Annotated in this window: 25 protein-coding genes and 3 tRNA genes; 21 read left to right on the top strand and 7 right to left on the bottom strand. The window is 70.9% G+C overall.

Annotated elements, in window-relative coordinates:
* Positions 1–205: 205 nt before the first annotated feature.
* From DEI88_RS11095 to DEI88_RS11080, 4 genes are all read left to right on the top strand, one after another.
* Complete coding sequence (locus DEI88_RS11095; protein ID WP_181441168.1) at positions 206–970, top strand: M23 family metallopeptidase; 765 nt, start codon at positions 206–208, stop codon at positions 968–970.
* 98 nt (positions 971–1,068) lie between these two features.
* Positions 1,069–1,140, top strand: a tRNA-Thr gene (locus tag DEI88_RS11090).
* Between the two features lie 35 nt (positions 1,141–1,175).
* Positions 1,176–1,249 (top strand) — tRNA-Met (locus tag DEI88_RS11085).
* Between the two features lie 104 nt (positions 1,250–1,353).
* On the top strand, positions 1,354–2,295 hold the full coding sequence (locus DEI88_RS11080; RefSeq protein ID WP_111013539.1) for an AraC family transcriptional regulator: 942 nt from the start codon (positions 1,354–1,356) through the stop codon (positions 2,293–2,295).
* Between the two features lie 40 nt (positions 2,296–2,335).
* Here the strand turns inward: DEI88_RS11080 and DEI88_RS11075 are convergent, their stop codons facing one another.
* Positions 2,336–3,139, bottom strand: coding sequence for a helix-turn-helix transcriptional regulator (locus DEI88_RS11075; protein ID WP_146246007.1), 804 nt, complete (start codon positions 3,137–3,139; stop codon positions 2,336–2,338).
* Between the two features lie 163 nt (positions 3,140–3,302).
* Between DEI88_RS11075 and DEI88_RS11070 the strand changes: the two genes are divergently transcribed.
* The 3 genes from DEI88_RS11070 to DEI88_RS11060 are packed head-to-tail and all read left to right on the top strand — an operon-like array spanning position 3,303 to position 5,292.
* A complete protein-coding gene (locus DEI88_RS11070) occupies positions 3,303–3,752 on the top strand; it encodes an FAS1-like dehydratase domain-containing protein (protein ID WP_111013537.1) in 450 nt (149 codons plus the stop codon).
* A complete protein-coding gene (locus DEI88_RS11065) occupies positions 3,749–4,177 on the top strand; it encodes a MaoC/PaaZ C-terminal domain-containing protein (protein WP_111071328.1) in 429 nt (142 codons plus the stop codon). The genes DEI88_RS11070 and DEI88_RS11065 overlap by 4 nt, the downstream gene beginning before the upstream one ends.
* An 8-nt stretch (positions 4,178–4,185) precedes the next feature.
* Positions 4,186–5,292 (top strand): UDP-N-acetylmuramate dehydrogenase, encoded by a 1,107-nt coding sequence (locus DEI88_RS11060; RefSeq protein WP_258374925.1) that lies wholly within the window; start codon positions 4,186–4,188, stop codon positions 5,290–5,292.
* 82 nt (positions 5,293–5,374) lie between these two features.
* On the opposite strand, the gene DEI88_RS11055 is transcribed toward DEI88_RS11060, so the two are convergent.
* The gene (locus tag DEI88_RS11055; RefSeq protein WP_111071329.1) at positions 5,375–6,589 is read right to left on the bottom strand and encodes a pyridoxal phosphate-dependent aminotransferase; all 1,215 of its coding nucleotides are present in this window, start codon (positions 6,587–6,589) and stop codon (positions 5,375–5,377) included.
* 210 nt (positions 6,590–6,799) lie between these two features.
* Between DEI88_RS11055 and DEI88_RS11050 the strand changes: the two genes are divergently transcribed.
* The 6 genes from DEI88_RS11050 to DEI88_RS11025 all read left to right on the top strand — a co-directional run bounded on the left by DEI88_RS11050 (position 6,800) and on the right by DEI88_RS11025 (position 10,588).
* Positions 6,800–6,872, top strand: a tRNA-Trp gene (locus DEI88_RS11050).
* An 84-nt stretch (positions 6,873–6,956) separates the two neighbouring features.
* On the top strand, positions 6,957–7,238 hold the full coding sequence (gene secE, locus DEI88_RS11045; RefSeq protein ID WP_111009440.1) for a preprotein translocase subunit SecE: 282 nt from the start codon (positions 6,957–6,959) through the stop codon (positions 7,236–7,238).
* Positions 7,239–7,357: 119 nt separating this feature from the next.
* Entirely contained in the window at positions 7,358–8,413 is a 1,056-nt protein-coding gene (nusG, locus tag DEI88_RS11040) for a transcription termination/antitermination protein NusG (protein WP_111071330.1), read from the top strand.
* Between the two features lie 126 nt (positions 8,414–8,539).
* Positions 8,540–8,971: a 50S ribosomal protein L11 gene (rplK, locus tag DEI88_RS11035; protein WP_111009442.1), complete on the top strand. Its 432-nt coding sequence runs from the start codon at positions 8,540–8,542 to the stop codon at positions 8,969–8,971.
* A gap of 79 nt (positions 8,972–9,050) precedes the next feature.
* Complete coding sequence (rplA, locus tag DEI88_RS11030; protein WP_111013533.1) at positions 9,051–9,743, top strand: 50S ribosomal protein L1; 693 nt, start codon at positions 9,051–9,053, stop codon at positions 9,741–9,743.
* A gap of 218 nt (positions 9,744–9,961) precedes the next feature.
* The gene (locus DEI88_RS11025) at positions 9,962–10,588 is read left to right on the top strand and encodes a Pr6Pr family membrane protein (protein ID WP_111071331.1); all 627 of its coding nucleotides are present in this window, start codon (positions 9,962–9,964) and stop codon (positions 10,586–10,588) included.
* 8 nt (positions 10,589–10,596) lie between these two features.
* Here the strand turns inward: DEI88_RS11025 and DEI88_RS11020 are convergent, their stop codons facing one another.
* Both DEI88_RS11020 and DEI88_RS11015 read right to left on the bottom strand, forming a co-directional pair.
* Entirely contained in the window at positions 10,597–11,241 is a 645-nt protein-coding gene (locus DEI88_RS11020) for a YqaJ viral recombinase family protein (protein WP_111013531.1), read from the bottom strand.
* Positions 11,242–11,269: 28 nt separating this feature from the next.
* Complete coding sequence (locus tag DEI88_RS11015; protein ID WP_111009446.1) at positions 11,270–12,484, bottom strand: ROK family transcriptional regulator; 1,215 nt, start codon at positions 12,482–12,484, stop codon at positions 11,270–11,272.
* 176 nt (positions 12,485–12,660) lie between these two features.
* Between DEI88_RS11015 and DEI88_RS11010 the strand changes: the two genes are divergently transcribed.
* The 6 genes from DEI88_RS11010 to DEI88_RS10985 all read left to right on the top strand — a co-directional run bounded on the left by DEI88_RS11010 (position 12,661) and on the right by DEI88_RS10985 (position 19,043).
* Positions 12,661–13,407 carry a sugar phosphate isomerase/epimerase family protein gene (locus DEI88_RS11010; protein WP_111009447.1) on the top strand — a complete coding sequence of 249 codons (747 nt, stop codon included), beginning with the start codon at positions 12,661–12,663 and terminating at the stop codon, positions 13,405–13,407.
* Positions 13,404–14,519, top strand: a complete 1,116-nt coding sequence (locus DEI88_RS11005) for a Gfo/Idh/MocA family protein (protein ID WP_111009448.1) — start codon at positions 13,404–13,406, stop codon at positions 14,517–14,519. Before DEI88_RS11010 ends, DEI88_RS11005 begins: the two co-directional genes overlap by 4 nt.
* 111 nt (positions 14,520–14,630) lie before the next feature.
* Positions 14,631–15,947, top strand: coding sequence for an ABC transporter substrate-binding protein (locus DEI88_RS11000; protein WP_111009449.1), 1,317 nt, complete (start codon positions 14,631–14,633; stop codon positions 15,945–15,947).
* 82 nt (positions 15,948–16,029) lie between these two features.
* On the top strand, positions 16,030–17,025 hold the full coding sequence (locus tag DEI88_RS10995; protein WP_111009450.1) for a carbohydrate ABC transporter permease: 996 nt from the start codon (positions 16,030–16,032) through the stop codon (positions 17,023–17,025).
* Positions 17,018–17,857: a carbohydrate ABC transporter permease gene (locus DEI88_RS10990; RefSeq protein ID WP_111013529.1), complete on the top strand. Its 840-nt coding sequence runs from the start codon at positions 17,018–17,020 to the stop codon at positions 17,855–17,857. The genes DEI88_RS10995 and DEI88_RS10990 overlap by 8 nt, the downstream gene beginning before the upstream one ends.
* A gap of 172 nt (positions 17,858–18,029) precedes the next feature.
* Complete coding sequence (locus tag DEI88_RS10985) at positions 18,030–19,043, top strand: TolB family protein (protein ID WP_111071431.1); 1,014 nt, start codon at positions 18,030–18,032, stop codon at positions 19,041–19,043.
* A gap of 91 nt (positions 19,044–19,134) precedes the next feature.
* On the opposite strand, the gene DEI88_RS10980 is transcribed toward DEI88_RS10985, so the two are convergent.
* The 3 genes from DEI88_RS10980 to DEI88_RS10970 all read right to left on the bottom strand — a co-directional run bounded on the left by DEI88_RS10980 (position 19,135) and on the right by DEI88_RS10970 (position 23,182).
* On the bottom strand, positions 19,135–19,809 hold the full coding sequence (locus DEI88_RS10980) for an ABC transporter ATP-binding protein (RefSeq protein WP_111013594.1): 675 nt from the start codon (positions 19,807–19,809) through the stop codon (positions 19,135–19,137).
* Between the two features lie 131 nt (positions 19,810–19,940).
* A complete protein-coding gene (locus tag DEI88_RS10975) occupies positions 19,941–21,491 on the bottom strand; it encodes an ABC transporter permease (protein WP_111071332.1) in 1,551 nt (516 codons plus the stop codon).
* A 143-nt stretch (positions 21,492–21,634) separates the two neighbouring features.
* On the bottom strand, positions 21,635–23,182 hold the full coding sequence (locus DEI88_RS10970; RefSeq protein WP_181441169.1) for a bifunctional PIG-L family deacetylase/class I SAM-dependent methyltransferase: 1,548 nt from the start codon (positions 23,180–23,182) through the stop codon (positions 21,635–21,637).
* Between the two features lie 199 nt (positions 23,183–23,381).
* Between DEI88_RS10970 and DEI88_RS10965 the strand changes: the two genes are divergently transcribed.
* Together DEI88_RS10965 and DEI88_RS10960 are read left to right on the top strand one after the other, a co-directional pair.
* A complete protein-coding gene (locus tag DEI88_RS10965; protein ID WP_111009454.1) occupies positions 23,382–24,122 on the top strand; it encodes a response regulator transcription factor in 741 nt (246 codons plus the stop codon).
* Positions 24,123–24,170: 48 nt separating this feature from the next.
* Positions 24,171–25,646 (top strand): sensor histidine kinase, encoded by a 1,476-nt coding sequence (locus tag DEI88_RS10960; protein ID WP_111013526.1) that lies wholly within the window; start codon positions 24,171–24,173, stop codon positions 25,644–25,646.
* Positions 25,647–25,894 lie beyond the last annotated feature (248 nt).

Below are 25,894 nucleotides of genomic sequence, written 5' to 3'. Positions count from 1 at the left end.
CCGGAGCGGTGGACGCAGGTCGGCTCGCGTCCGATCCGCGTCGCGTCCAGCGGCTTCCGCTCCGCACACGGAGGCCGCCGACGGTCCCGCGGTCACGCCGGCCCACCGGCCGCTCGTCGTCCCGCCCGTCCGCGGTGCGGGTGTCCCGCTCGCCGCGGCCACGTCGGCCCGGGTGCGGGGGAGCAGGACGGGCTCGATCCCGGTCGTGGCGCAGCGTCGCGCGGCCGTGGTGGCTCCCCGGCGTGCCGGGCGGGGCCGCGGGGCCGGGGTCGCCACGGACGGCGCGCTGCGGCGCGCGGCCGAGCGGGTCACCGGTGCGGTGGCGCTGCTCTTCGTGGCAGGACTCGTCGTGTCGACCTCCCTGCCGGCGCAGGCGTCCTGGTCCCCGATGCCCCTCCCGGGACACGCGGCCGCCGGCACGACCGCGCAGTCCCTGACCGTCGGCGACGGCGCCTCGGATGCCGAGACCGGTCGGGACGGCTACACGGTCTCCCAACCCGCGGCCGCGTCCGCGAACACGAGCGACACGTTCACGAACGACCCGAACGGGACCATCCAGTGGCCGTTCACGACCGGCGTGCCGATCACGAGCGGATTCGGCGCCCGCAACGTCGAGGGCTGCTCGTTCTGTTCCACGTTCCACGAGGGCGCGGACTTCGCGCCGGGCGCGGGCACGCCGATCCGGGTGATCGCCGCGGGCACCGTGACCAAGGTGCAGGCGGACGACGGCGGGTACGGCAACGACGTGTGGGTCGAGCACGACGTCGACGGCAAGCGGTTCGTGAGCGTCTACGGTCACATGGAGGACGACTCGTTCGAGGTGGTCGAGGGGCAGCACGTCGCGGTCGGGGACGAACTCGGCCTGGTCGGGAGCACGGGCAACTCCACCGGTCCGCACCTGCACCTCGAGGTCCACGTCGACGGCGTCGCGGTGGACCCGATCGCCTGGCTCCGGGCCAACGCGGACTGACGCTCGGCACGCCCGGGGGGCGTGACCGGTGCACGCACGGCGCGCCGGCTCTGCTATCCTCGTACGGTGCCGCGCGCCGGGTTCCCGTCCGCGGCCACGCCCCGATAGCTCAGTGGTAGAGCACTTCCATGGTAAGGAAGGGGTCGTCAGTTCAATCCTGACTCGGGGCTCCGACCCGCAGCGCTCCCGGCGCCGCGGTGTCCGCGGCGGGGTAGCTCAGTTGGTTAGAGCACACGGCTCATAATCGTGGTGTCGCGGGTTCAAGTCCCGCCCTCGCTACCGTTCTCCGGCTCGGTCGACGCCGCTGGCGTCGGTCCGGCCGGTCCTGGCCGCGGCCGCTCCATCCCCTGCAGTCGCGGTGCGACCGACAGGCAGGATGGATCATGGCCCTCATCCACGCGCGTTTCGACACGAGCGATCCGGACGAGGCCTTGGCGGCGCTCCGCACGGTCTACCCGACGGTGCGGGTGCAGGACGTGCCCGCCGGAGGTGGCTTCCGGTTCACCCAACACGTCGACGGAGACCAGGACGTCACCTTCGCCCGGATCCGCTTCGGATCGATCATGGACCTCGCCAGCGATCTGACGGACGGCTTCAGCATCGTCCACACGCTCGAGGGCCGCTACGACAACGTCGACACCGGACCCACCGCCGGCCCGTCCCTGTGGCACGGCGCCGTCCGCAGCCACGCGGAGGACTCGCGACTCCTCGTCGTGAACGTCACCACGGCCGCGGTCGAGCGGCTCGCCGCGGAGCACCTCGGCGCCGAGACGGCGGTCGTCCGGTTCCACGGCACGGCGCCCGTGTCGGCCGCGGCGGCGGCGCTCTGGTCCAGCGTGGTCGACTTCGCTGCGAGCGGAGTCATGGACGATGGCGAGGACGAGTTGTCGGGCGGCTTCGACCTGGTCCGGCAGCAGGCGTTCCGCGCGCTCATCGGTGCCGCGCTCCACACGTTCCCGATCGAGGTCGTGTCGGGCACGGTCCGCGGGACGGGTTCGCTCCCGTCGTCCGTGCGGCGCGCCGTCCGGTTCATCGAGGACGACCCCGGCCGTCCGATGAGCGTGGCCGACATCGCCGCGGAGGCCCGGATGTCGGTGCGCGGACTGCAGCTCGCGTTCCGTCGGCACCTCGACACGACGCCGCTCGACCATCTCCGGCGGGCTCGGCTCGCCGCCGCTCACGAGGAACTGGAGGCAGCGGATCCGGGGACCGGCGCGACCGTCACCGAGATCGCGGGGCACTGGGGGTTCGGCAACGCCGGCCGGTTCAGTCGTGCCTACCGCGAGGAGTACGGCCGGTCGCCGGGCGAGACCCTGCGGCACTGACGAGGCGTGGTGCGGGCACCACGGTCCCGAACGTGCTGGTTCAGCGGTGCAACGTCGTCATCGGCGACTCGCCGAAGCGCTCGCGGTAGCGCTGCGAGAACCGCCCGGCGTGCATGAGGCCCCACCGCGTCGCGATCGCCGCCACCGAGTCGCCGCGGGACGGATCCCCGGCCACAAGGTCGGCGTGCGCGCTCCGGAGGCGGTAGGACCGCAGGTACTCGAGCGGGGTCGACCCGAGCGCGCGGCGGAAGGCGCTCTGGAGTCCGCGGACGCTCATGTGCGCGGCCGCGGCGACGTCCGTGATCGTGATCGGTGCGCCGGCGTGCTCCTCCATGAACGCCACCGCGCGCCGGACAGCCAAGGGGGCCTCGGTCAGCCCGGCGTCGACCGGCGCGAGCTCGAAGGCCGCGATGGTGGCCGCCGCCAGGGACTCCTCGGCCGTCGTCCGGACGATGCTGCCGGCCTCCACGCCGGGCAGCGCTGCCGCGGCACGGGCGTGTGCTGCGGCACTGGCCCAGTAGCGAGCCAGGGCGGTGCCGACGGGGCGCGCGGGCTGACGGGGGAGCCGGAGTCGTTCGTTGCCCGTGGTCGTCCGTGCCACGCGGTGCAGGACGGCGAGTTGGATCGAGACCGCCTCGAGCACGTCGAGCGTCGCGGGGAGATCGTGATCGCCGGGCGGGAGGAGCAGGAGGTGGTGATCGCTCCCGTGGTCCTCGGGGCTGACCACGTGGCGGAGACGGAGCACGCGCACGTGATCGGACCCCACGTGGTCCGTGCCCGCCTGCCGGCCGGTGGGGACACCGTCCTCTTCCGTCGACCGGGGCTGCCCCGACACTTGCGTCACTCGCCCTCGCTTTCCTGCCCCGGAATCCTAGGAGCGGGCGGACGTCGGGACCGCCGGGGAGCGCGCACGCGGAGAAGCCGTGCGCGCACGGGACAACTGTCTTCGTTCACTGGCTCCGAGCCGGGCAGGGTGCCGCGCACGCGGTCCTCGGTAGACTGCCCGGGTGTCAGTGAACCCCGAGCTCGTCGGCAGGACGTTCCCGCCGGCAGCGCCGTACCTCGTGGGTCGCGAGAAGGTCCGTGAGTTCTCTCGCGCCGTCTTCGCGACCGCCCCCGTCCACCTCGACGCCGCGGCCGCCCGCGCCGCCGGGTACCCCGACGTCGTCGCGCCGGCCACGTTCGCGGTCGTCGTGCAGGAGGCCACGCTCGCGCAGCTCCTCGCCGAGCCGGACGCGGGGATCGACTTCGCGCGGGTCGTGCACGGCGAGCAGCGCTTCCGCTACGAGCGACCCATCGTCGCCGGCGACGAACTCACGGCCACCCTGACGGTGACGGGGGTCAAGACCCTCGGCGGCAACGCGATGGTCACGGCGGAGTCCGCCGTGGTCGACGCTTCGGGAGCCCACGTCGTGACCGCCACGTCGACCCTGGTCGTGCGGGGGGACGACGCATGAGCGCGGTCGACACCACCGGCGCGAGCGAGGTCGGTGCCGTCGTGGCCGAGCGCACGGTGCACCTGACGCGCGATGCCCTCGTGCGGTACGCGGGGGCCTCCGGCGACTTCAACCCGATCCACTACCGCGACGACGTCGCCGCGGCGGTCGGGCTCCCCGGTGTGCTCGCGCACGGCATGCTCACGATGGGGCTCGCCGTGCAGCCGGTCGCCGAGTGGCTCGGTGACCGCGGGTGGGTCCGCGAGTACGGGGTGCGCTTCACCCGTCCCGTGGTCGTCGACGCCGAGGGCGGCGCCGACGTCACGGTCGTCGCGACGATCGGGCTGCTCGACGACGACGGCCGCCCGGAGCGCATCGACCTCACGGTCACCGCGGCGGGCGTCACCGTGCTCGGCAAGGCCCAGGTGTGGGTGGTGTTCCGCTGACCGAGTCGGTGACCGCACTCGCGGAGCTCACGACCCTGCGCGTCGGCGGCCGTCCGACCCGGCTCGTCGTGTGTGCGACGACGGACGAGCTGGTCGAGGCGGCCCGACGGACCTGGGCCGCCGGCGACGACTGGCTCGTGGTGGGCGGCGGGAGCAACCTGCTCGCCGCCGACGCCGGGTTCCCCGGAACGGTCCTGCTGGTCCGGACCCGCGGGGTCGAGGTCGTCCCGGACGGTTCGGACGCCGTCCGGCTCCGCGTCGCGGCGGGCGAACCCTGGGACGACCTGGTCGCCCGGACCGTCGAACGCGGCTGGACCGGACTCGAGGCGCTCTCCGGGATCCCCGGGACGACGGGTGCCAGTCCCGTGCAGAACGTCGGCGCGTACGGCGTCGAGGTCGGCGACGTCCTCGCCGCGGTGGAGTTCCTCGACGCCGACACCCGAGAGCGGGCCTGGCTCCCCGTCGACGAACTGGGCCTGGGATACCGCACGAGCGTGTTCAAGCGCGGACGCCGGGGGGTCGTGCTCACCGTCGAGTTCCGCCTCGGTCTCGCCGACGACCGTGGCGTCCCCGTGCAGTACCCGCAGCTCGCGACCGCGCTCGCCGTGGAGCTCGGCGCGGCCGTCGCCCCGACCGCGGTCCGGTCAGCGGTCCTCGGCCTCCGCGCCGCGAAGGGCATGGTGCTCGACCCGACGGACGCGGACACCGCGAGCGCGGGGTCGTTCTTCACGAACCCGATCGTGTCGCCCACGTTCGCCGCGACCCTGCCGCTCGACGCACCGCGCTGGCCGGTCGCACCGGACGCCGCTCCGGCGGTCGTCCCGCTCGGGTCTGCTCCGGCGGCGCCCTCGACGGTCGCCGACGAGCGGGTGAAGCTCAGCGCGGCCTGGCTCATCGAGCACGCCGGCGTGCACCGCGGGTTCGCCCTGCCCGGGTCGCGGGCCGCCGTGTCGTCGAAGCACACGCTCGCGCTGACGAACCGTGGTGGCGCCAGCGCGAGCGAGGTCGCCGAGCTCGCGCGCTACGTCCAGACGATGGTCATGACCCGGTTCGGCGTCGCCCTCGTGCCGGAACCCGTCGTCGTCGGTGACCTGCTCGACTCGGTGCCGGACTGACCGCTCGCCGGGACGCACGTTCCGGGCACGTGTCGGGCCTCCCGGCCGGCGACCCGTTCGTCGGGGCGCGGGCCGCGGGGGATCAGGAGAACAGGCGCGTCAGACGTGCGACGCCCTCGCGGATGTCGTCGTCGCCGAGTGCGTAGGACAGGCGCAGGTACCCGCTCGGTCCGAACGCCTCCCCGGGCACGACAGCGACCTCGGCCTCGTCCAGGATCATGTCCGCGAGCTCGAGGGACGTGGTCGGCGTCACGCCCCGCCAGGTGCGGCCCAGCAGCGCCGTGACGTCCGGGTAGACGTAGAAGGCGCCCTGCGGCGTGGGCGTGGTGAACCCGGGGATGGCGTTGAGACCGTCGACGATGAGTCGGCGCCGACGGGCGAAGGCCTCGCGCATGGCGATGACCGGCTCCTGCGGCCCGGTGAGCGCCGCGATCGCCGCACGCTGCGAGACGTTCGAGACGTTCGATGAGAGGTGCGACTGCAGGTTGCCGGCGGCGCGGACGACGTCCGCCGGGCCGATCATCCACCCGACGCGCCAGCCGGTCATCGCGTAGGTCTTCGCGACGCCGTTGACGAGCACCGTCTGGTCCGCGAGCGCGGGCACGGCGGCGAGGATCCCCGTCGCGACCGTGCCGTCGTAGACGAGGTCCTGGTAGATCTCGTCGCTGATCACCCAGATGCCGTGCTCGAGCGCCCACTCGCCGATCGCGCGGGTCTGCTCGGGGGAGTACACGGCGCCCGTGGGGTTGGACGGCGAGCAGAACAGGAGCACCTTCGTGCGGTCGGTGCGGGCGGCCTCGAGCTGCTCGACCGTGACGAGGTAGTCCTGGTCGCTCCCGGCGAAGACCTCGACCGGCACGCCGCCCGCGAGACGGATCGCCTCGGGGTAGGTGGTCCAGTAGGGGGCGGGCAGGAGGACCTCGTCGCCGACGTCGACGAGGGTCGCGAACGCCTGGTAGACCGCCTGCTTGCCACCGTTCGTGACGATCACCTGTCCGGCGGTGACGTCCGCGCCGGACACAGTCCGGGTCTTCGCCACGATCGCCTCCCGCAGCTCGAGCAGCCCGGCGGCCGGTGTGTAGTGGTGGTTGCGGGGGTCGCGGGCGGCGTCAACGGCGGCGTCGACCACGTGCTGCGGCGTCGCGAAGTCGGGCTCGCCCGCCGCGAACGACACGATCGGGCGCCCCTCGGCCTTGAGTGCCTTCGCCTTGGCGTCGACCTTGAGCGTCGCCGACTCGGCGATGGCGGCGACACGGGAGGCGATGCGGGGCGCGGAACGGGGGGCTTCGGTGCTCACGCGGTCAGCCTACCGGGGCGCCCCGCCCGGCTGGAGGCACCCGAGTGGACACCGCCTCCGCCGCTCCCGTAGACTGGTGCGCGGTGGTCGGAATCCGCCACGCTCTCGCGCGCCTCTTCGCCGTGTGATCGCCCCTCGGTCGGGCACCCGGTAGGGTGACACGGTCGAGCGGATGGATTCCCTCACCGACGGAAGGGCGAGCCCTTCCGAAGGGCGGTGGCTCAATTGGTAGAGCAGCGGTCTCCAAAACCGCAGGTTGCAGGTTCGAGTCCTGTCCGCCCTGCAGCTCGGTCCGCACGATCCGGTGCGGACCGGACGACGGGTCAGCAGGCGCACCGTCTGCGATCTGGCCTCCGAAGGGTGTGAAGTGGCGAGAAGAGACCTGGAGACGACGACGACCGACGACGTCGTCACCAAGGCGAAGCGTGACCGCGAGAAGCGTCGCGGTCCCGTCGCCGCCGTCGCGCTGTTCATCCGCCAGGTGATCGCTGAACTCCGCAAGGTCGTCACGCCGACGCGTCGTGAGCTGTTCAGCTACACCGGTGTCGTGCTCGTCTTCGTCGTCGTGATGATGGTGCTCGTGTCCGTGCTCGACTTCGTGTTCGGGTGGGGCGTCGGCTACGTCTTCGGGAACGGCGCGACCTCCTGACGACCACCACGGGCTCCGGACCGGAGTCCTGATCCGCGTCGGCTCCCCGGGGCCGCGCCGCACCGCCGGACCGGACCGAACGAACACCCGATCCGCCAACCGAACGGAAAGAACCGACAGTGTCTGACAACTCTCGCGCTCGCGACGACATCGACCTCTCGACCGCCGCCGAGCAGGGCTCCGAGGTCGAGGAGAACCAGGAAGGCAACGTCGAGACCTCCGAAGGTCGCTCGATCGAGTCCGCCGAGGAGCGCGCCATGTCCGTCGAGGACGAGGACGAGGTCCTCGCCACCGGCGCGACCGACGGCGACGCGTTCGACGAGGCGCTCGCCGCCCTCGCCGAGTCGCGCGACCCCGAGGCCGACGCGATCGTCGACGACGCGCTCGAGATCGACACGCCGGAAGAGGCCGAGGCCGCCGTCGAGGCGGTGGAGGACGAGGAAGAGCTCGAGCTCGAGGCCGAGGAGGCCGAGGGTGACCTCGTCGCCGCCAACGCGGACCTGGCCGCCGAGGAGGCCGCCGACGCGCTGGGCGACGAGGACGAGGACGAGGTCGAGGTCGACCCGTACGAGGCGTTCAAGACCGAGCTCCGGATGAAGCCGGGCAAGTGGTACGTCATCCACTCCTACGCGGGCTTCGAGCGTCGTGTGAAGTCCAACATCGAGAACCGCATGGTGTCGATGTCCATGGAGGACGCGATCTACCAGGTCGAGGTCCCGATGGAGGACGTCGTCGAGATCAAGAACGGCCAGCGCAAGCTCGTCACGCGTGTCCGGATCCCGGGTTACGTGCTCGTCCGCATGGACCTCGACGAGGACAGCTGGTCGGTCGTGCGTCACACGCCGGGCGTCACGGGCTTCGTCGGCAACGCGCACAACCCCACGCCGCTCCGCTTCGACGAGGCCTTCGGCATGCTGAAGAGCCTGGTGCAGGTGGCCGAGGTGGCCCCGGCCAAGGGCGGCGCGAAGGGTGGTGCCGCGGCACAGCGCGTCACCCCCGCCGAGGTCGACTTCGAGATCGGCGAGACGATCACCATCAAGGAGGGCTCGTTCGCGGGTCTGCCGGGGTCGATCTCCGAGATCAAGCCGGAGAGCGGCAAGCTCACGGTCCTCGTCTCGCTGTTCGAGCGCGAGACGCCGGTCGAACTCAGCTTCGACCAGGTGACGAAGCTCTAGTAGACTGTTCGAGTTTGGGCTCGGATCCGTATCGCGGACCGAGCTCGCCACCGCGGTCCGGAACGGCCGGACGAGCGGGAGAGTGCACGGGTCCCCGTGCGTTCGAACCCAGGAGAAGGAAGAGACATGGCTCCGAAGAAGAAGGTCACGGGCCTGATCAAGCTGCAGATCAACGCCGGCGCGGCCAACCCCGCCCCGCCGATCGGTCCCGCGCTCGGTCAGCACGGCGTGAACATCATGGAGTTCTGCAAGGCCTACAACGCGGCGACCGAGTCCCAGCGCGGCAACGTCGTCCCGGTCGAGATCACCGTGTACGAGGACCGCTCGTTCACGTTCGTCCTCAAGACCCCGCCGGCCGCCGAGCTCATCAAGAAGGCCGCCGGGATCCAGAAGGGGTCCGCGACCCCGCACACGGTCAAGGTCGCGCGCATCTCGATGGACCAGGTCCGTCAGATCGCCGAGACGAAGCAGGCCGACCTCAACGCCAACGACGTCGACGCCGCGGCGAAGATCATCGCCGGCACCGCCCGCTCCATGGGCATCACCGTCGAGGCCTGAGGCCCCGCACCCCTTCCGACACCCCCGTGGGAGAGCCTCGCCAGGCTCGTCAACCACACTCTCGACTAGGAGAACCACCATGGCGAAGAATTCCAAGGCCTACCGGGCCGCGGCCGCGAAGATCGAGGCCGACCGGTACTACACCCCGTCCGAGGCCGTCGACATCGCGCGCGAGACCGGCTCGAGCAAGTTCGACTCGACCGTCGAGGTCGCGCTCAAGCTCGGCGTCGACCCCCGCAAGGCGGACCAGATGGTGCGCGGCACCGTCATCCTCCCGCACGGCACCGGCAAGACCGCCCGGGTCATCGTATTCGCGACGGGTGCGGCGGCCGAGGCCGCCATCGCCGCGGGTGCCGACGAGGTCGGTGGCGACGAGCTCATCGAGAAGGTGGCCGGCGGCTACACCTCGTTCGACGCCGCCGTCGCGACGCCGGAACTCATGGGCAAGGTCGGTCGTCTCGGCCGCGTCCTCGGCCCGCGTGGTCTCATGCCGAACCCCCGCACGGGCACCGTCACCCCGAACGTCGCGGGTGCGGTGAACGACATCAAGGGCGGCAAGATCGAGTTCCGCGTCGACAAGCACGCCAACGTGCACTTCGTCGTCGGCAAGGCCTCGTTCACGCCGGAGCAGCTGAACGAGAACCTTACCGCCGCACTCGACGAGGTCGTCCGCCTCAAGCCGAGCGCCTCGAAGGGCCGCTACATCACGAAGGGCGCCATCTCGACGACGTTCGGCCCGGGCATCCCGCTCGACGTCAACGCGATCGGCTGAGTCCCGGAGGACCCGAACGGCCCACACCGCTGCACGCGGTGTGGGCCGTTCCGCGTTCCTGCGCCGTCCGAGCCGCCGGGGACCATCGCCGCCCGAGCCGCCGGGGACCATCCGCCGACAGGGACCGTCCGCCCACAGCACCGCCCGCGCTCCGCAGACGTCCACAGGCACCTGTCGGGAGGCCCGGTGCAGCAGTCGGGGCCACTACTGTGAGCCACGTGCGCACCAGCCTCACCGTCGTGTCCGCCGTCCGGCTCGTCGTCGCGATCGCGATCGTGACCGCGGTGGTGGGACAGCTCGTGGTGCTCGTGCGCGGGAACGTGTTCCGACCGTGGGACTTCTTCGGGTACTTCACCATCCAGTCGAACTGCGTGGCCGCGGTGGTGCTCGTCGCGGTCGTGGTGCTCGCCGCGCGTGGACGGTCGACGAGCCGGTTGACGTTCGTGCGCGCCGCTGCCACGACGTACATGGCCACGACGGGCGTCGTGTACAACACCCTCCTCGTGCACGTCCCGCTCGGCGCGTTCGGGCTCGCCTGGTCGAACGACGTCCTGCACCGCTGGGTGCCGCTCTACCTGGCACTCGACTGGCTCTTCGTCGACGACCGACGTCCGATCTCGCTGCGGCGCGTTCCGTGGTTCCTCGTCTACCCCGCGGTCTGGCTCGGCGTGGTCCTCGTCCGGGGCGGCACCGACGGCTGGGTGCCGTACCCGTTCCTCGATCCGCGGCAGGGCTACGGCGTCGTGGCGATCGCATGTGTGGCGATCGGGGTGTTCATCACCCTCATCGGCATCGTCGTCGCGCGGGTGGCGCGGGTGCGGCTCCTCCGCGTCGAGCGGCGGTAGCCCCGGCGTCAGCTCCGGGCGACGCGGAGGCGGTCGAGCACGAGGTCGGCGAGTTCGACGAGCCCGCGGATCTGGTCGTCGTCGCGATCCACCCAGCGGCACTCGGGCTCGTCGGCGACGGGCACGAAGTCGTCGTGTCGTTCCCACACGAACAGCGTGCGCTCAGCGCCGAGCACGTACTGCTGCCACCAGATCTGCCGCAGGTAGTGGCGGGGGATCCGACGCCAGCCCGTCGACGTCGTCTTGATCTCGGCGAGCACCAGACGACCCTGGTGATCGTGTCCGACGCCGTCCGGTGTGGCGAGGTGGGCTCGGTTCGTGCGGGCGTGGAACAGGGCGCTCGACGGTTCGATGCCGTGCGTGGCGGCGACCCAGGCGGCGATCACCGGTTCGCGTTCGCGACCGTGGTCCGTGAACGCGTTGCCCGAGAACCGTGAGCCGTAGCGCTTGTCGGCGACCACGGCCTCCACGGCGTGGAGGGACGCGAGCCGGGCGACGTCGGTCGCGGTGATCCCGGCCGCGCGGGCACGGAGCCAGCCGACGCGGTCGGTCGCGTCGGCCAGGATGCGCGCGGTGTGGTCGCGGAGGACCGTGAACCGGTCGTACGCGTCGTCGTCGTCCCAGAGGGAGAGCGTCGGCTGCACGATGGTCACGCGACCATTGTCCCTCGCGCCGGGACGGTCAGGAGGACACGAGGCGGCGATCCTCTCCCACGGCCACCATCTCGTCGATCCCTGCCGGGGAGAGCGCGTAGTCGATCGCCAGGGCGGACGCGCCGTGCAACGCGGCGGCGGAGCCCGCGCGGGACTGCGCGATGACCAGGTGCGAGGTCGCGAGCGGCATGGAACGGGAGTAGACGACCTCGCGCACGCCGGCCAGGAGGTGTTCCCCCGCCTGCGCCATCGACCCGCCGAGCGCGATGACGGCCGGGTTCATGAGCGAGACGCACGTGGCGAGGACCTCGCCGATGTCGCGGCCGGCCTGCCGGACGGCGCCGATCGCGTCGATGTCCGCGCGGGCGACGAGCGCGAGGATGTCCTCGCTCGACGTGACGTCGTGGCCCTTCGCGCGCAGCGCGCGGGCGATCGCCGGACCGGAGGCGACGGCCTCCAGGCAGCCCGTGTTGCCGCAGTGGCAGGGGACCTCGCCCGCGCGGGCGACGCGGACGTGCCCGATGTCGCCGGCGGTGCCCTGTGCGCCACGCTGGAGGCGGCCCTCGGACACGATGCCGGAGCCGATACCGGTGGCGACCTTGACGAACATCATGTGGTCGACGTCCGGCCACGCGTGCTCCCGTTCGCCGAGCGCCGCGATGTTGACGTCGTTGTCGACGAGCACGTGGGTGTCGATGTGCTGGCGCACCCATCCGGGGACGTCGAAGCCGTCCCAGCCGCGCATGATCGGCGGATTGGCGGGGCGTCCGGTGGAGAACTCGACCGGGCCCGGCAGACCGATCCCGATGGCGACGACGTCCTCGCGGCGGCGACCGATCCGGTCGAGCAGCAGGTCCAGGCGCCCGACGAGCCACTCGAGGATCGGGACGGGCCCCTCGGCGATGTCGATGCGGGCCTCGTCCATCGCGAGGCGGTTGCCCATGAGGTCAGTCAGCGCGACACGCCCGTGGGAGGCACCGAGGTCGGCGGCGGCGACGACCCGCGCGGTCGGTCGGAGTGCGATCTGCGCGGGTGGCCGTCCGCCCGTCGAGACAGCGGTGTCGAGCGGGCCGACGAGGCCGACCTCGACGAGCGCGTCGAGGCGCACGCTGACGGTCGAGCGGGACAGCCCGGTGCGGGCGGCGAGTTCGGCGCGGGTACGGGGGACGCCGTCCCGCAGGATCTGGAACAGCTCACTCGCCCCGACGGTGGGCGGCGCTGCCGCACGCGTCAGATCGACCATGGTCGGAGTGAACCACACTAACGACGGCGGCAGCAAGCAAGATCGCCGAGCGACATGGGACTTCTGCTTGACGCTCGGCAGAAGTGCTCGTAGTGTGACCTGCGGCCAGCGCCGGCGCCCCTCGCGGAGGAGGACCGACACCGGCCGGTACCGCACCACTCGACGAGGAGAACCAGGTGACCCCACCGCTTTCGGTCCAGCTCTACACCGTCCGGGACGCCATCGCGACCGATCTACCCGGAACCCTGCGGCGCATCGCCGACATCGGGTTCACGAACGTCGAGCTCGCCGGCTACGTCGACCGCGCGGACGAGTACGCCGAGGCGCTGCAGGCCACGGGCCTCACCGCGCCGAGCGGTCACGCACGCCTCCTCGGCGACGCCGGCCTCGACCTCGATCGCATCCTCAGCGCGAGCGTCACCGTCGGCCTCACCACGCTCATCGACCCGCACATCGACGAGGCGCGCTGGACCACCCGCGAGGACGTCGAGGCGATCGCCCGCGAGCTCGGAGCCGTCGCCGCACGGGCAGCGGACCACGGGTTGGCCCTCGGATACCACAACCACGCGTTCGAGTTCGAGCACCGCATCGACGGCGTCTCCGCCTACGAGGTGTTCGCGAACGCCCTGCACGACGACGTCGTGCTCGAGCTCGACACGTACTGGTGCCAGGTCGGGGGTGACTCCGCGGTCGAGATCCTCGGCAAGCTCGGTGACAAGGTCCGGTTCCTGCACGTCAAGGACGGTGACGGGACGAAGAACGACAAGGCCCAGGTCGCGGTCGGCAACGGCATCATGCCCGTCCGCGAGATCATCGCTGCGGCGCCGCAGGCCCAGCAGGTCATCGAACTCGACGACCACGAGGGCGACGTGTTCCAGGCCGTCGCCGACAGCCACGCCTTCCTCACGGGGGTCCAGGCATGAGCGCCGCACGCACCGGCCGGGTCGGCGTCGGCGTCATCGGCGCCGGCGTGATCAGCGACCAGTACCTCTCCAACCTCACCGTCTTCCCCGACCTCGAGGTCCTGTTCATCGCGGACATCGACCTGCCGCGCGCGGCGGCACAGGCCGAGAAGTGGAACGTCCCCGGCTCCGGCACGGTCGATGAACTCCTCGCCATCGACGACATCGAGATCGTCGTGAACCTGACCATCCCCGCCGCCCACGTCGAGGTCGCCACCAAGGCACTCGAGGCCGGCAAGCACGTCTGGGGCGAGAAGCCGTACGCCCTCGACCGCGAGAGCGGCCGCGCCCTCGTCGAGGCGGCCCACGCCGCGGGCAAGCGCGTGTGCGTCGCGCCGGACACGTTCCTCGGCGCCGGGCTCCAGACGTCCCTCCGCACCATCGCCGGTGGCGCGATCGGCACGCCCCTCAACGCGTTGACGATCATGCAGAGCCCCGGGCCCGAGTCCTGGCACCCGAGCCCCGAGTTCCTGTTCGCGTTCGGCGGTGGCCCGCTGTTCGACATCGGCCCGTACTACCTGACGACGCTCGTCCAGGTGTTCGGCCCGGTCGCGCAGGTGAGCGCAACCGCGTCGAAGGCCCGTGCCACACGGGTGATCGGCTCGGGACCGAAGGCCGGCACCGAGTTCCCGGTCGAGGTCCCGACGCACTACTCCGCACTCATCGAGTTCGAGAACGGTGGCAGCGCGCAGAGCATCTTCAGCTTCGAGTCGGCCCAGCCGCGTGCCGGGTTCGTCGAGGTCTCGGGCGAGACGGGCACCGTGGTGTTCCCCGACCCGAACATGTTCGACGGGGACACGAAGCTCTGGACCGCCGGCTCCGAGGAGCCCGAGGTCATCCCGGCCACGGGGTCGACCTACACGCGGGGGACCGGCGTCGTCGAGCTCGCTCGCGCGATCCGCGCCGACGTGCCGGAACGCGTCCCCGGTGCGCTGGCGTTCCACGTGCTCGACGTCATGGTCTCGATCGCCGAGGCCGCCGAGCAGCACGGCCCCGTCCGCGTCGAGAGCACGGTGTCCTCGAGTCCCGTCCTCCCCGAGGACTTCGACCCCGCGGCGTCGACGCTCGCCTGACCCCGACCCGCGCGGCCGACACCAACGGCCGCGCGGGTCCCCGAACTTCCGTTTCCCTTCCTTTCCCTTCCCGATAGCACCTCCCACTCAACGACGAGAAAGCAGAGAGTCATGCGCACCACATTCCGCGCACTGGCCGTCGCCGCCGCAGGCGCACTGATGGTCACGGGCCTCGCGGCCTGTTCCTCCTCCGGTTCATCCGGATCCTCCAGCAGCGACGGCAAGACGCTCACCTACTGGGCGAGCAACCAGGGCACGAGCCTCCAGAACGACAAGGAGGTGCTCACGCCGGAGCTGGCCAAGTTCACCAAGCAGACCGGGATCAAGGTGAACCTCCAGGTCATCGGGTGGAACGACCTGCAGAACAAGATCCAGACCGCGGTCACGAGTGGCCAGGGCCCGGACGTGGTCAACATCGGCAACACCTGGGCGACCTCGCTCCAGGCCACCGGCGCGTTCATGCCGTTCGACAGCTCGGCGATGAAGGCGATCGGCGGCTCGGACAAGTTCGGCAAGGTGCCGCTGTCCACCGGTGGTGCCCCCGGCAAGACCGTGACGAGCGTCCCGCTCTACGGCCTCGCCTACGGCCTCTTCTACAACAAGGCCATGTTCGCCGCCGCCGGTCTCAAGCCGCCGACAACGTGGGAGGAACTGACGAGCGACGCGCAGAAGCTCACCGACCCGGCCAAGGGTCAGTACGGGTTCTCCCTCGCCGCGGGTTCCTACACCGAGAACGCGCACTTCGCGTTCATCAACTCGGCGCAGAACGGTGGCCAGTGGTTCAACAGCAAGGGTGACCCGACGTTCACCTCGACCGCGAACGTCAACGGCATCAAGCGGTACCTCGACCTGATGCAGACCCAGAAGGCCGTGAACACCTCGAACGCCCAGTACGACAACGCGACGCAGTCGACGTCGGACTTCGCCAAGGGCAAGGCGGCGATGATCCTCAACCAGAACAACGCCGACGCCACCATCCAGTCGAACGGCATGTCCGCCGACAAGTACGGTGTGGTGCCCTTCCCGGCGCCGACGGGTGCGAAGCAGATCGCGAGCTTCCCGGCCGGTATCAACCTGTCCATCTTCAAGAACACGAAGAACAAGGACGGCGCGCTCAAGTTCGTCAAGTTCATGACGAGCGAGAGCACCCAGGCGACCCTCGACAAGCCGTACGCGGCCCTGCCGGTGCTCAAGAGCGCCGCGAACGCGACAGACCTGTCCGCCGAGACGAAGACGTTCCTCAACATCTACAACACGATGGCGAAGCCGCTGCCGCTGGTGCCGGCCGAGGACCAGTTCGAGTCCACCGTGGGCAAGTCGATGAACGACATGTTCGCCAAGATCGCCACCGGCAGCACGGTGTCGACGAGCCAGATCAAGTCGGCGCTGCAGACCGCGCAGGACCAGGTGTCCCAGGCCAACGGCTGATCCCGACGGCGCCCCGGGTGATGGTGCCATCGCCCGGGGCGCCGCCCCTTCCCATCCCTGCACCCGCCGGAAGGTGATCCACATGTCAACGACGGTCCTCCCCGAGTCGTCCCGAGCTGCGGAGCTGACGACCGACTCACGGTCCACGCTCGCGAACAAGCCGCCCAAGCGGCGCCGTCACGGGCAGTGGCTGCCGTACGTGCTCCTGGCTCCCGCGATCCTGTTCGAGCTGCTCATCCACATCGTCCCGATGCTCACGGGCATCTGGATCAGCCTCGTCCAGCTCACCAAGTACTTCATCGCCAACTGGTCGAGCGCACCGTGGGCGGGCCTGCACAACTACAGCGTCGCGCTCGACTTCAACCAGGCGATCGGCAAGAGCCTGCTCAACTCGTTCCTGGTCACGTGCGGGTTCACCGTCCTGGTGGTCGGGTTCGCGTGGGTCCTCGGCATGGCCGCGGCGGTCGCCCTGCAGCGCGAGTTCCGCGGACGCTCCCTGTTCCGCACGCTGTTCCTGGTGCCCTACGCGCTGCCCCTCTACGCCGGCATCATCGCCTGGAAGTTCATGTTCCAGCGCGACACCGGCGCGATCAACCACATCCTCGTCGACCAGCTGCACCTCATGGCGCACGGTCCGTTCTGGCTCATCGGCAACAACGCGTTCGTCGCGATCGTGATCGTCGCCATCTGGCGGCTGTGGCCGTTCGCGTTCCTCATGCTCATGGCAGGCCTGCAGTCGATCCCGCAGGACGTCTACGAGGCGAGCTCGGTGGACGGCGCCAAGCCGTTCCGGCAGTGGCGCAGCATCACCCTGCCGATGGTGCGGTCGGTCAACGTCACCCTGGTCCTCGTGATGTTCCTCTGGACGTTCAACGACTTCAACACGCCCTACGTGCTGTTCGGCTCGACCGCGCAGCCGCCGGCCGCGGACCTCATCTCGTTCCACATCTACAACGCCTCGTTCATCACGTGGAACTTCGGCTCCGGTGCCGCGATGAGCGTGCTGCTGTTGCTGTTCCTGCTCATCGTCACGAGCGCCTACCTGCTCTTCACCAACCGGAGGTCCCAGCGTGCGTGAGACAACTGGCTCCAAGACGTTCCGCGTCATCGTCATCGTCCTGCTGTCGATCTTCACGATCGTGCCCCTGTACGTCATGATCACCTCGGCCCTCAAGCCGCTCGGTGACGTGCAGGGCGCGTTCACGTGGATCCCGACACACCTCACCTTCCAGCCGTTCATCGACATCTGGACCACGGTGCCGCTGGCGACCTACTTCGTGAACAGCCTGGTCGTCTGCTCGATCGCGACGCTGTTCTCGCTCGCCATCGCGATCTTCGCCGCCTACGCGGTGTCGCGGTGGACGTTCCGCGGTCGCAGCACGTTCACCACCTCGATCCTGGCGACCCAGATGTTCCCCGGCGTGCTGTTCCTGCTGCCGCTGTACCTCATCTTCGTCAACCTGGACCAGCTGCTCGGCATCCAGCTCGTCGGCACCCAGCTCGGCCTGATCATCACGTACCTGACGTTCGTGCTGCCGTTCTCGATCTGGATGCTCGCCGGCTACTTCGAGACCATCCCGCGCGATCTCGACGAGGCCGCCATGGTGGACGGGTCGGGTCCGCTCGGGGCGTTGTTCCGGGTGATCCTGCCGGCCGCGCGACCGGGCATCGTGGCCGTCGCGATCTACTCGTTCATGACGAGCTGGGGTGAGGTGCTGTTCGCGTCCGTCCTGACGAACGGGAACTCGCAGACCCTCGCCGTGGGCCTGCAGCAGTACTCGACCCAGACGAACGTGTACTGGAACCAGATCATGGCCGCCTCGCTCGTGGTCAGCATCCCGGTCGTCGTCGCGTTCCTCATCGTCCAGCGGCAGTTCGTCGCCGGTCTGACCGCAGGCGCCGTCAAGTAGGGACGAGCCACTCGCGGAGGGACGGTGCGGGTCGGACCCGCACCGTCCCTCCCGGCACGGTCGCCCCGTCGCTGGCGCGACGGTCCGGAGCCGGCGGGACAGACCGACCTGTCTCCGCACGGCGCGTCCGAGCAACCGACGGACGGCGGCGGACCAGGAGAGGATGGAGACCATGAGCGACGACAGCACGAGTGAGCCGCGCGGGCGGCAGCTGCGGCCCGGACAGACGAGCCGGGTGCACGTGGTCGACGTGACGACCGGCGAGGACCGCGTCGTGTTCGTGAGTGACCGCGTGCTCGTCGAGGCGCCGAACGTGTGGATCGACCGGGCGGGGACCTCGGACGAACGGCTCGTGCTCAACGGCGACGGCGACCTCTTCACGCTCCCCGTGCCGCGGACCGGCGTGGTCCTCGACGAGAACGACCTGGTGCGGGTGCCGATGGACGGTGTCCCCGAGATCAACAACGACCACGTGCTCGATCCGTCCGGCACCTCGATCGTGGTCTCCGCCCGCGACGGCGACCTCTACCGCGTCGCACTGCCCGAGGGCACCGCGGCCGAGCCTGCCGAGCGCATCACCGACGCCGCCGCCGCGCCGGTCCGCCGCAAGTTCTACCTGCACGGCATCGCGCCCGACGGGTCCTCGCTCGCGGCGATCGTCGGCGAGCTGTCGGACGACGGCGTGTGGTCGACGGACGTCGCGCTCGTGGACCCGGCGACCGGCGAGCCGACGTTCGTGACGCGCGACGAGCACGCCGACGACGGCGTGGTGTTCGCCCCGGACGGGTCCGCCCTGCTCTGGAACTCCGAACGATGGGAGCCCGAGCCCGGGCACGCGCAGCTGACACGGTTGCGACTCGACGGGGTGCCGGACAGCACCGCGGAGCACCCCGCGCTGACGGAACGAGCGGAGCAACTGACGCACGACGAGCGCGTGAACTGGTTCCCCCACCCGTCCCCGGACGGCCGGCACCTGCTGTACCTGGCGTACCCGACGGGCACCCAGGGGCACCCGGCCGACCGCGACGTCGAACTCCGGATGCTCCCCGGCGACGCCGTGCTCGGGACCACGACCGAGGCTCCGCGGACCGTCGCGGTGATGCAGGGTGGCCAGGGGACGGTGAACGTGCCGCCGTGGGCGCCGAGCTCGACGTGGTTCGCCTACTGCGACTACCCAGTCGACTGACCCGCGTCGAGATCGCACGACACGCCGCCTCCCGTCGTGGGGAAGCGGCGTGTCGTGCAATTTCGGCGCAGATGCCGTGCGTGCGGGACGGTCAGATGTCGCGCACCTGGCCGTTCTTGATGTGCAGACGGCGCTCGGCGCGGCGGGCGACCCACGAGTCGTGCGTCACGATGACGACCGTCAGGCCGCGGTCCTTCCACTGACCCTCGATGATCGACATGATCTCGTCACGGGTGCCCTCGTCGAGTGCCCCCGTCGGTTCGTCCGCCAGGAGCACCTTCGGGTTCTTGACCAGCGCCCGGGCGATCGCGACACGCTGCTGCTGGCCGCCGGACAGCTCGGCGGGCAGGTGCTCGAGGCGCTCGCCCAGTCCGACCGACTCGAGCGCCGCGGTCGCGCTCCGGGTGATCTCGTCACGTGACGACCGGGCGAGCGACCCCGCGAACGCCGTCTCGACGTTCTCGCGGGCGGTCAGCGTCGGGATGAGGTTGAAGGACTGGAACACGAACCCGATCTCGGATGCCCGGATCTCGGTGAGGGCGCCGTCGCCGAGCTTGGCGATGTCCCGGTCGCCGAGCACGACGGACCCGGACGTGGGTCGGTCGAGCGCGCCGAGCATCTGCAGCAGCGTCGACTTGCCGCCGCCGGTCGGACCCTGGATCGCGACGAGCTGGCCGGTCGGGATCTCGAGGTCGACCCCGGCCAGGGCGGTGACCTTCTTGTTCTTCTGGGCGTAGGTCTTGCCGACGCCGCTCAGCTGGTACATCGGGCGGTTCCCGCTGGCCGGTGCTGCGGCGGGTGCGATGGTCGAGACGCGGTCCGTGGTGGACATCGGTGCTCCTGACTGGTCGGTGGCGCTCGGGATCCGAGAGGGGTTCGAGGACGTGTCGGTGGGCATCAGGCGACGCTCCGGAGTGCTTCTGCCGGGCGGAGCCGGGAGGCCCGCCAGCCGCCGAGGACACCGGCGAGCAGCCCGCCGAGGATCGCCAGACCGATCGCGACGAGGATGATCTCGACGGTGACGGGGGCGTGCAGCACGACGTCGGTGGTCGAGGCCGTCTGTCCGCCGCCGAAGCCCCCCGCCCCGCCGAACCCACCCGAGGTCGCACCGGATCCGCTCGTGCCGGCGTTCGGCGCGCCGGTTGCGGCGGCCCCGGGGAACCCGCCGCCGGTGCCGGGGCCGCCACGGGCCCCGTTCGTGCCGGTGCTGGAGGCGCTGGCGGAGATGGTGGGGGCGATGACGTTGATGACGAGGATGCCGACCAGGCCCGCGACGGCTCCGACGACGCCGCCGATGATGCCCTGGACGAACGACTCCCCGGCGACCTGCCGGGTGATGCGGCCGTTGGACCAGCCGATGGCCTTCAGGGTGCCGAACTCGCGGGTGCGGCGGCTGACGCCGGAGATCGTGAACAGGATGGCGATGAGGAACGCGGCGGCGAGGACCACGATCGACAGCCAGGTGCCGAGGTTCGACACGAGGCTCGACGCGGTCGAGAGGGACCCGGACACGCTCGATGCGAGGTCGGCCTCGGTGGAGACGGTCGCCTTGGTGAGCTTCTTCTCGAGCGCGGTCTTGATGCTGCTGACGTTCGAGGACGAGGCCGCGGAGACGTAGATCGTGGTGACCTTGCCGGTCTCGCTCGAGAGCTTCTGTGCGGTGTCGAGCGGGATGTACGAATCCGACGCGGTCGCGGAGTCGGACGACGTGGACGCCACGATGCCGACCACGGTGAACGTCGTGTCGCCGATCGAGATGGTGTCGCCGACGGTCTTCGACTGGCTCTTGGCGTACGTCTTGTCGAGCACGACGACGTCCTTGCCCGCGTCCGAGGACCGGAGCGCCCGCCCCTTCGTGAGCTTCGCGCTCGTCAGCGGGCCGACCGTGCTGCTGCTCGTCGGGATGCCCGTGACCGTGAACTCGTCGATGCTGAAGTTCCCGCCGCCGAACCCGCCGCCCTGACCGCCCGTCGGCGCCTGACGCGTGCCGGACGAGCCCGACGTGCCGGAGGACGAGTCCTGTCGCTGGGCGATGGAACCCGAGAACGTGCTGTTCGTGAGGTTCAGCACCCCGGACGCGGCGGACACGCCGGCCGTGGAGGTGACCGTCGTCACGGTGCTGTCCGACATGGCGGTGGTGCCGCGGGTGACCGACAGCCGCGACTTCGACAGCTTCGTGGTGCCGTCGCTGCCGGTGGCACCGCCGCTCTGGCCGAAGCCGAAGCTCGGGCGGCCGCCGTCCGTGGTGGCGCTCGCGGTCTGGGTGACCGTGATGTCGGTGCCGACGCCGTACACGGACTGCAACACAGTGGACTGCGCTGCCTTCACGCCGCTCGAGATCGACGACACGATGATCACGAGCGCGATGGCCAACGCCATCCCGATCGCGATGATCACGGTCTGCTTCTTGCGGTTCGTGAGCTCGCGCCTGAGGTAGGTCAGGAACATGGTTCTCCTCGCAGGGGCCGGCGGGGAACACCGTCATGCTGTCGCAGGACGGGGCCGACGAGGAGACCGTAGGGAGGGGTGCTGTGCGCGGAGTTGCCCGCTCCTATGGGATTCCCCAGTGCGGTCGACCTCGGCTCAGCACCTCACCGGACGAGACCGGACGCCTGCGCGACCGAGGGGACGGCCGGGCCGGGGAACACGTCGAGGACGAAGTCGTCCTCCTCGTGGTGCACGAGCGGTGACCGGGGCCAGCGCGCGCGGAGGCGGGCGTGCACGGCGTCGCCGTCGAGCGCAGCGTCGCCGATCGGGTGGCGCCAGTGGCATGCGACGAGGACCCCGTCTGGGTCGAGGGACCGGAACACCCGCTCGACCGTCGTTCCGAGGTCGGCGGCGCTCAGGTCGTGGCCGACCTCGGACAGCACGACGAGGTCGAAGCGCCCGTCCGGCCACTCCTGGGGGACGGTCATGCGGAGGAACGTCGCGCGCGGTGCCGTGCGGCGGGCCTGCTCGAGGGGTGCCCGGGCCATGTCGACGCCGAGCACCGCGTCCGTCCGCTCCGTGAGCTCGCGGGTGAGGAACCCCGTCGCGCAGCCGATCTCGAGCGCGGACCGCCAGCGCTCACGCGGGAGCGCCGCCATCGTGACGGCCCGCTTCCGGCGCTCGTACCACTCGTGCTCGAAGTCCCGGCCGTCCGGTCGGCGCGCGGAGTGCGCCTCGGAGGACGCGCGGGTCCGCGAGCCGGACCCGTCCGGCGACGGCTGGTCCGCCGGTCCGGCCTCGCCCCCGCCCGGTGCGGGGGTCGTCCTGGGGTCCTCCTCGACCGGTGCTGCCGTCGTTCCGGGCTCCTCCTCGGCGGGTGCTGCCGTGGTTCCGGGCTCCTCCTCGGCGGGTGCTGCCGTCGTTCCGGGCTCCTCGATGCTCGGCCGCTCGGTGGCGGCGATGCGGAAGAAGACCTCCTCCGCGCGCGTGAAGTGCTCGAGGTGACGGAGGTCGACGATCGCCTCGTCGCCCGGGGCGTCCGAGAGCGCGCCGACCTGCGACGCGTACATCGTGAGCGCGATGAACTTCCGCTCACGCAGCGCGGGCGGGACCGGGAGGGCCGTGACACGGTCCCACGGACCGCTCGCCGACGCGGGGTCGTCCCAGTGCCACATCCAGATCGGGTACTCGACGAGCGTCACGCCGTCGTGGGCGGCGGCGGCCTCCTCGGCCACCTCGCCCGCGGCGCGGTGGTCGCGGTCACCGTCACCCGTCCACGGCGCCGCGAGGAGGGTCGGGGTCGGCATGCCCGCGAGGACGTGGTCGAGCGCGTCACGCAACGTCGAGCGGTGCTCGCGGAGCTCGCCGTCCGGCAGGCGGACGCGGGTGGCGCGGATGTCCGGCTGGAGCACCTGGAGCGCCGTCGCGAACTCGGACTCGCGGAGCGCGGCGAGCCGCTCGGGCGTGGTCGTCGGGGAGTCCGGGTGCGACCGCTCGCCGCGCGTGGCGAGCAGGACCCGTGCCGGCAACCCGAGTTCGGCGGCCGTCGCCAGCAGCCCCCCGGCGGCGAGGGTCTCGTCGTCCGGGTGGGGTGCGAGCACCACGACCGACGCGATCCCGTCGAGGTCGAGCCGCTCCGTCGTCCGCTCCGCGAGGAACGTCGTCCACGACGCGGGGTCGGTGCCGGGCTCCCGGTGGTCGAAGCTCACCATGTCAGTCCTCCTCGGTCGTGTCGGACGGGTGGTGCGCGGACGGCGCGGCGGTCGGGTGGAGCACCCTGCCACCGTACGCACGGAGGAGCGGCTGCGCCGCCGCCCGACGGATGTCGGGGATGCCGACGCCATCGCATCCACAGGCGGTCCTCCGGTCCTCCTCAGACCGCTCATAGGCGAGTCCAGATACTCGGAAGACGTGACCATCTCCCAGCCCTCAGCCGCTCCCCGTCTCACCCGTGCCGACGGCTCGCCGTTGCGCATCCTCGTCGTCGACGACGAGTCCAGCCTGACCGACCTGCTCTCCATGGCCCTGCGGTACGAGGGATGGGACGTCACGAGCGCGAACGGCGGTCAGGACGCCCTGGCCAAGGCCCGCGAGTTCCGGCCGGACGCGATGGTGCTCGACGTGATGATGCCGGACCTCGACGGCCTCCAGGTCCTCAACCGACTCCGGCAGAACAACGACGACACCCCCGTCCTCTTCCTCACCGCGAAGGACAGCGTCGAGGACCGGGTGAGCGGGCTCACGGCGGGCGGCGACGACTACGTCACGAAGCCGTTCAGCCTCGAGGAGGTCGTGGCGCGGCTCCGCGGACTGATCCGACGGTCGCAGATCAGCATCGCCGAGGCCGGTGACTCCACGATCACCGTCGGCGACCTCGTGCTCGACGAGGAGTCGTACGAGGTGCACCGTGCCGGTCGGTCGATCGAACTCACCGCCACCGAGTTCGAGCTCCTTCGCTTCCTCATGCGGAACCCGCGACGCGTGCTCTCGAAGGCACAGATCCTCGACCGCGTCTGGAGCTACGACTTCGGTGGCAAGTCGAGCGTGGTCGAGATCTACATCTCGTACCTGCGCAAGAAGATCGACGCGGGCGAGACGCCGATGATCCACACGGTCCGCGGCGTCGGCTACGTCATCAAGCCGACGTCCTGACCGACGGGTGACCACGCCCGGACCGCCCCGACGAAGGCACCTCCACCCATGACGCTCCGTCGACGCCTCGTGCTCAGCATCGTCGCCCTCGTCGTCGCCGTGAGCGCGGTGATCGGCGCGGGCAGCATCATCGCGCTCGCGACCATCCAGACGACGAGCATCGACTCGCAGATCGAACACGCGACGGACCGGGCGCAGAGCCACCTGAACCAGGGCGGCGGCGGATTCGGAGGCGCGCCTCCCGACGACCTCGCCCGACCGGCGGGTCAAGCGGCCGGCACGCTCACGGCCGTGTACCTCAACGGGAACCGTGTCTTCAGCACGATCATCCAGGAGAGCGGCTCCATCAAGCAGCTCACCGCGGGCCAGGCGCAGACGCTCGCGCAGGCGACCGTGGGGAACGGGGCGCAGACCGTGCACCTCGGGGGCAGCGTCGGTGACTACCGGGTCGCCGCGGTCGCGACCACGAACGGCGTGCTCGTCGTCGGCCTGCCGATGGCCCCGGTCTACGCGAGCATCTGGAACCTCATCTGGGTGGTCGTCGTCGTGATGGTCGTCGCGCTCGTCGCCGCGAGCCTCGTCGCCACGTACGCCGTCCGCCGTTCCCTGCGCCCGCTCGAACGCGTCGCCGAGACCGCGACGACGGTCGCGCGCCTGCCGCTCGTCCGGGGCGACCAGCTCGCCGACGTGCGCGTGCCGCAGCAGGACACCGACCCGCGGACCGAGGTCGGGCGCGTCGGCACCGCCTTCAACCGCATGCTCGGCCACATCGGCGACGCCATGCGTGCCCGTGAGGCCAGCGAGGACAAGGTCCGGCAGTTCGTCGCCGACGCGTCGCACGAGCTCCGGACCCCGTTGGCCTCCATCCGCGGGTACGCCGAACTGACGCGGCGCATGTCCGTCGACCTGCCCGACGACGTCGTGTACGCCATGAGCCGCGTGGAGGCCGAGTCCGTCCGGATGACCGGGATGGTCGAGGACCTGCTGCTGCTCGCCCGACTCGACGAGGGGCGCGAGATCCAGTTCGACGACGTCGACCTGACCGGGCTCGTCCTCGACGCCGTGAACGACGCGCACGCCGCCAGTCCCGGCCATCTCATCGACGTGGACGTGCCGGACGAGCCCGTCGTGGTGCTCGGCGACGCCGCACGGTTGCACCAGGTGGTCGTCAACCTCGTCACGAACGCCCGCACGCACACCCCGGACGGCACCCGGATCACGGTCGGGATCGCGACCGGTCCGGAGGGGGTGGACCTGACCGTCCGCGACACCGGACAGGGAATCGACCCCGCGTTCCTGCCGAAGATGTTCGAGCGGTTCGCGCGTGCCGACAGCTCGCGGAGCCGGACCGCCGGATCGACCGGCCTCGGGCTCGCGATCGTCGACGCGGTCGTCCAGGCCCACGGCGGCGTCGTGTCCGTCCGGAGTGTCCCGGGCGACACGGTGTTCACGGTCCGTCTGCCGGCGGTGCCGTCGCGCCCGGACGACCTGCGCCGATCGGGAGTCGCCGCGTCGGGCGCGTGAGCGGTCGTCCGCCGGTTGTGGCCCTGCGGCGGGACTGGTACGCTTCCGGAAGCCAAAGACCGCCGGTTGCCGCCGTGCCTGCACAGTTCCCACTGTCGCTGGTGTGGTGGCCGAAGGTCCTCGTCCGACGAGGCAGCCCGCGCAGGTGTTCCGAACCGCTCACACGCCTCGCGTGGGTCCAGCTCCGAGCCTCTGCGCCGGAGCTTTTTTCGTGTTCGGGACCGGGGGCTGCCGGCACAGACCCTAAG

The sequence above is a fragment of the Curtobacterium sp. MCBD17_003 genome (assembly GCF_003234885.2).
Lineage (GTDB): Bacteria > Actinomycetota > Actinomycetes > Actinomycetales > Microbacteriaceae > Curtobacterium.
The sequence above is the reverse complement of the archived record's forward strand: the minus strand, read 5'-3'. Positions and strand labels throughout refer to the sequence as shown.

Excerpts from the sequence above, each read along its gene's own strand:
- DEI88_RS11080 (WP_111013539.1), top strand. The coding sequence starts at position 1,354 with ATGGCCCTCATCCACGCGCGTTTCGACACGAGCGATCCGGACGAGGCC.
- DEI88_RS11065 (WP_111071328.1), top strand. The coding sequence starts at position 3,749 with ATGAGCGCGGTCGACACCACCGGCGCGAGCGAGGTCGGTGCCGTCGTG.
- rplK (WP_111009442.1), top strand. The coding sequence starts at position 8,540 with ATGGCTCCGAAGAAGAAGGTCACGGGCCTGATCAAGCTGCAGATCAAC.
- rplA (WP_111013533.1), top strand. The coding sequence starts at position 9,051 with ATGGCGAAGAATTCCAAGGCCTACCGGGCCGCGGCCGCGAAGATCGAG.
- DEI88_RS11015 (WP_111009446.1), bottom strand. The coding sequence starts at position 12,484 with ATGGTCGATCTGACGCGTGCGGCAGCGCCGCCCACCGTCGGGGCGAGT.
- DEI88_RS11005 (WP_111009448.1), top strand. The coding sequence starts at position 13,404 with ATGAGCGCCGCACGCACCGGCCGGGTCGGCGTCGGCGTCATCGGCGCC.
- DEI88_RS11000 (WP_111009449.1), top strand. The coding sequence starts at position 14,631 with ATGCGCACCACATTCCGCGCACTGGCCGTCGCCGCCGCAGGCGCACTG.
- DEI88_RS10995 (WP_111009450.1), top strand. The coding sequence starts at position 16,030 with ATGTCAACGACGGTCCTCCCCGAGTCGTCCCGAGCTGCGGAGCTGACG.
- DEI88_RS10985 (WP_111071431.1), top strand. The coding sequence starts at position 18,030 with ATGAGCGACGACAGCACGAGTGAGCCGCGCGGGCGGCAGCTGCGGCCC.
- DEI88_RS10980 (WP_111013594.1), bottom strand. The coding sequence starts at position 19,809 with ATGTACCAGCTGAGCGGCGTCGGCAAGACCTACGCCCAGAAGAACAAG.
- DEI88_RS10975 (WP_111071332.1), bottom strand. The coding sequence starts at position 21,491 with ATGTTCCTGACCTACCTCAGGCGCGAGCTCACGAACCGCAAGAAGCAG.
- DEI88_RS10970 (WP_181441169.1), bottom strand. The coding sequence starts at position 23,182 with ATGGTGAGCTTCGACCACCGGGAGCCCGGCACCGACCCCGCGTCGTGG.
- DEI88_RS10960 (WP_111013526.1), top strand. The coding sequence starts at position 24,171 with ATGACGCTCCGTCGACGCCTCGTGCTCAGCATCGTCGCCCTCGTCGTC.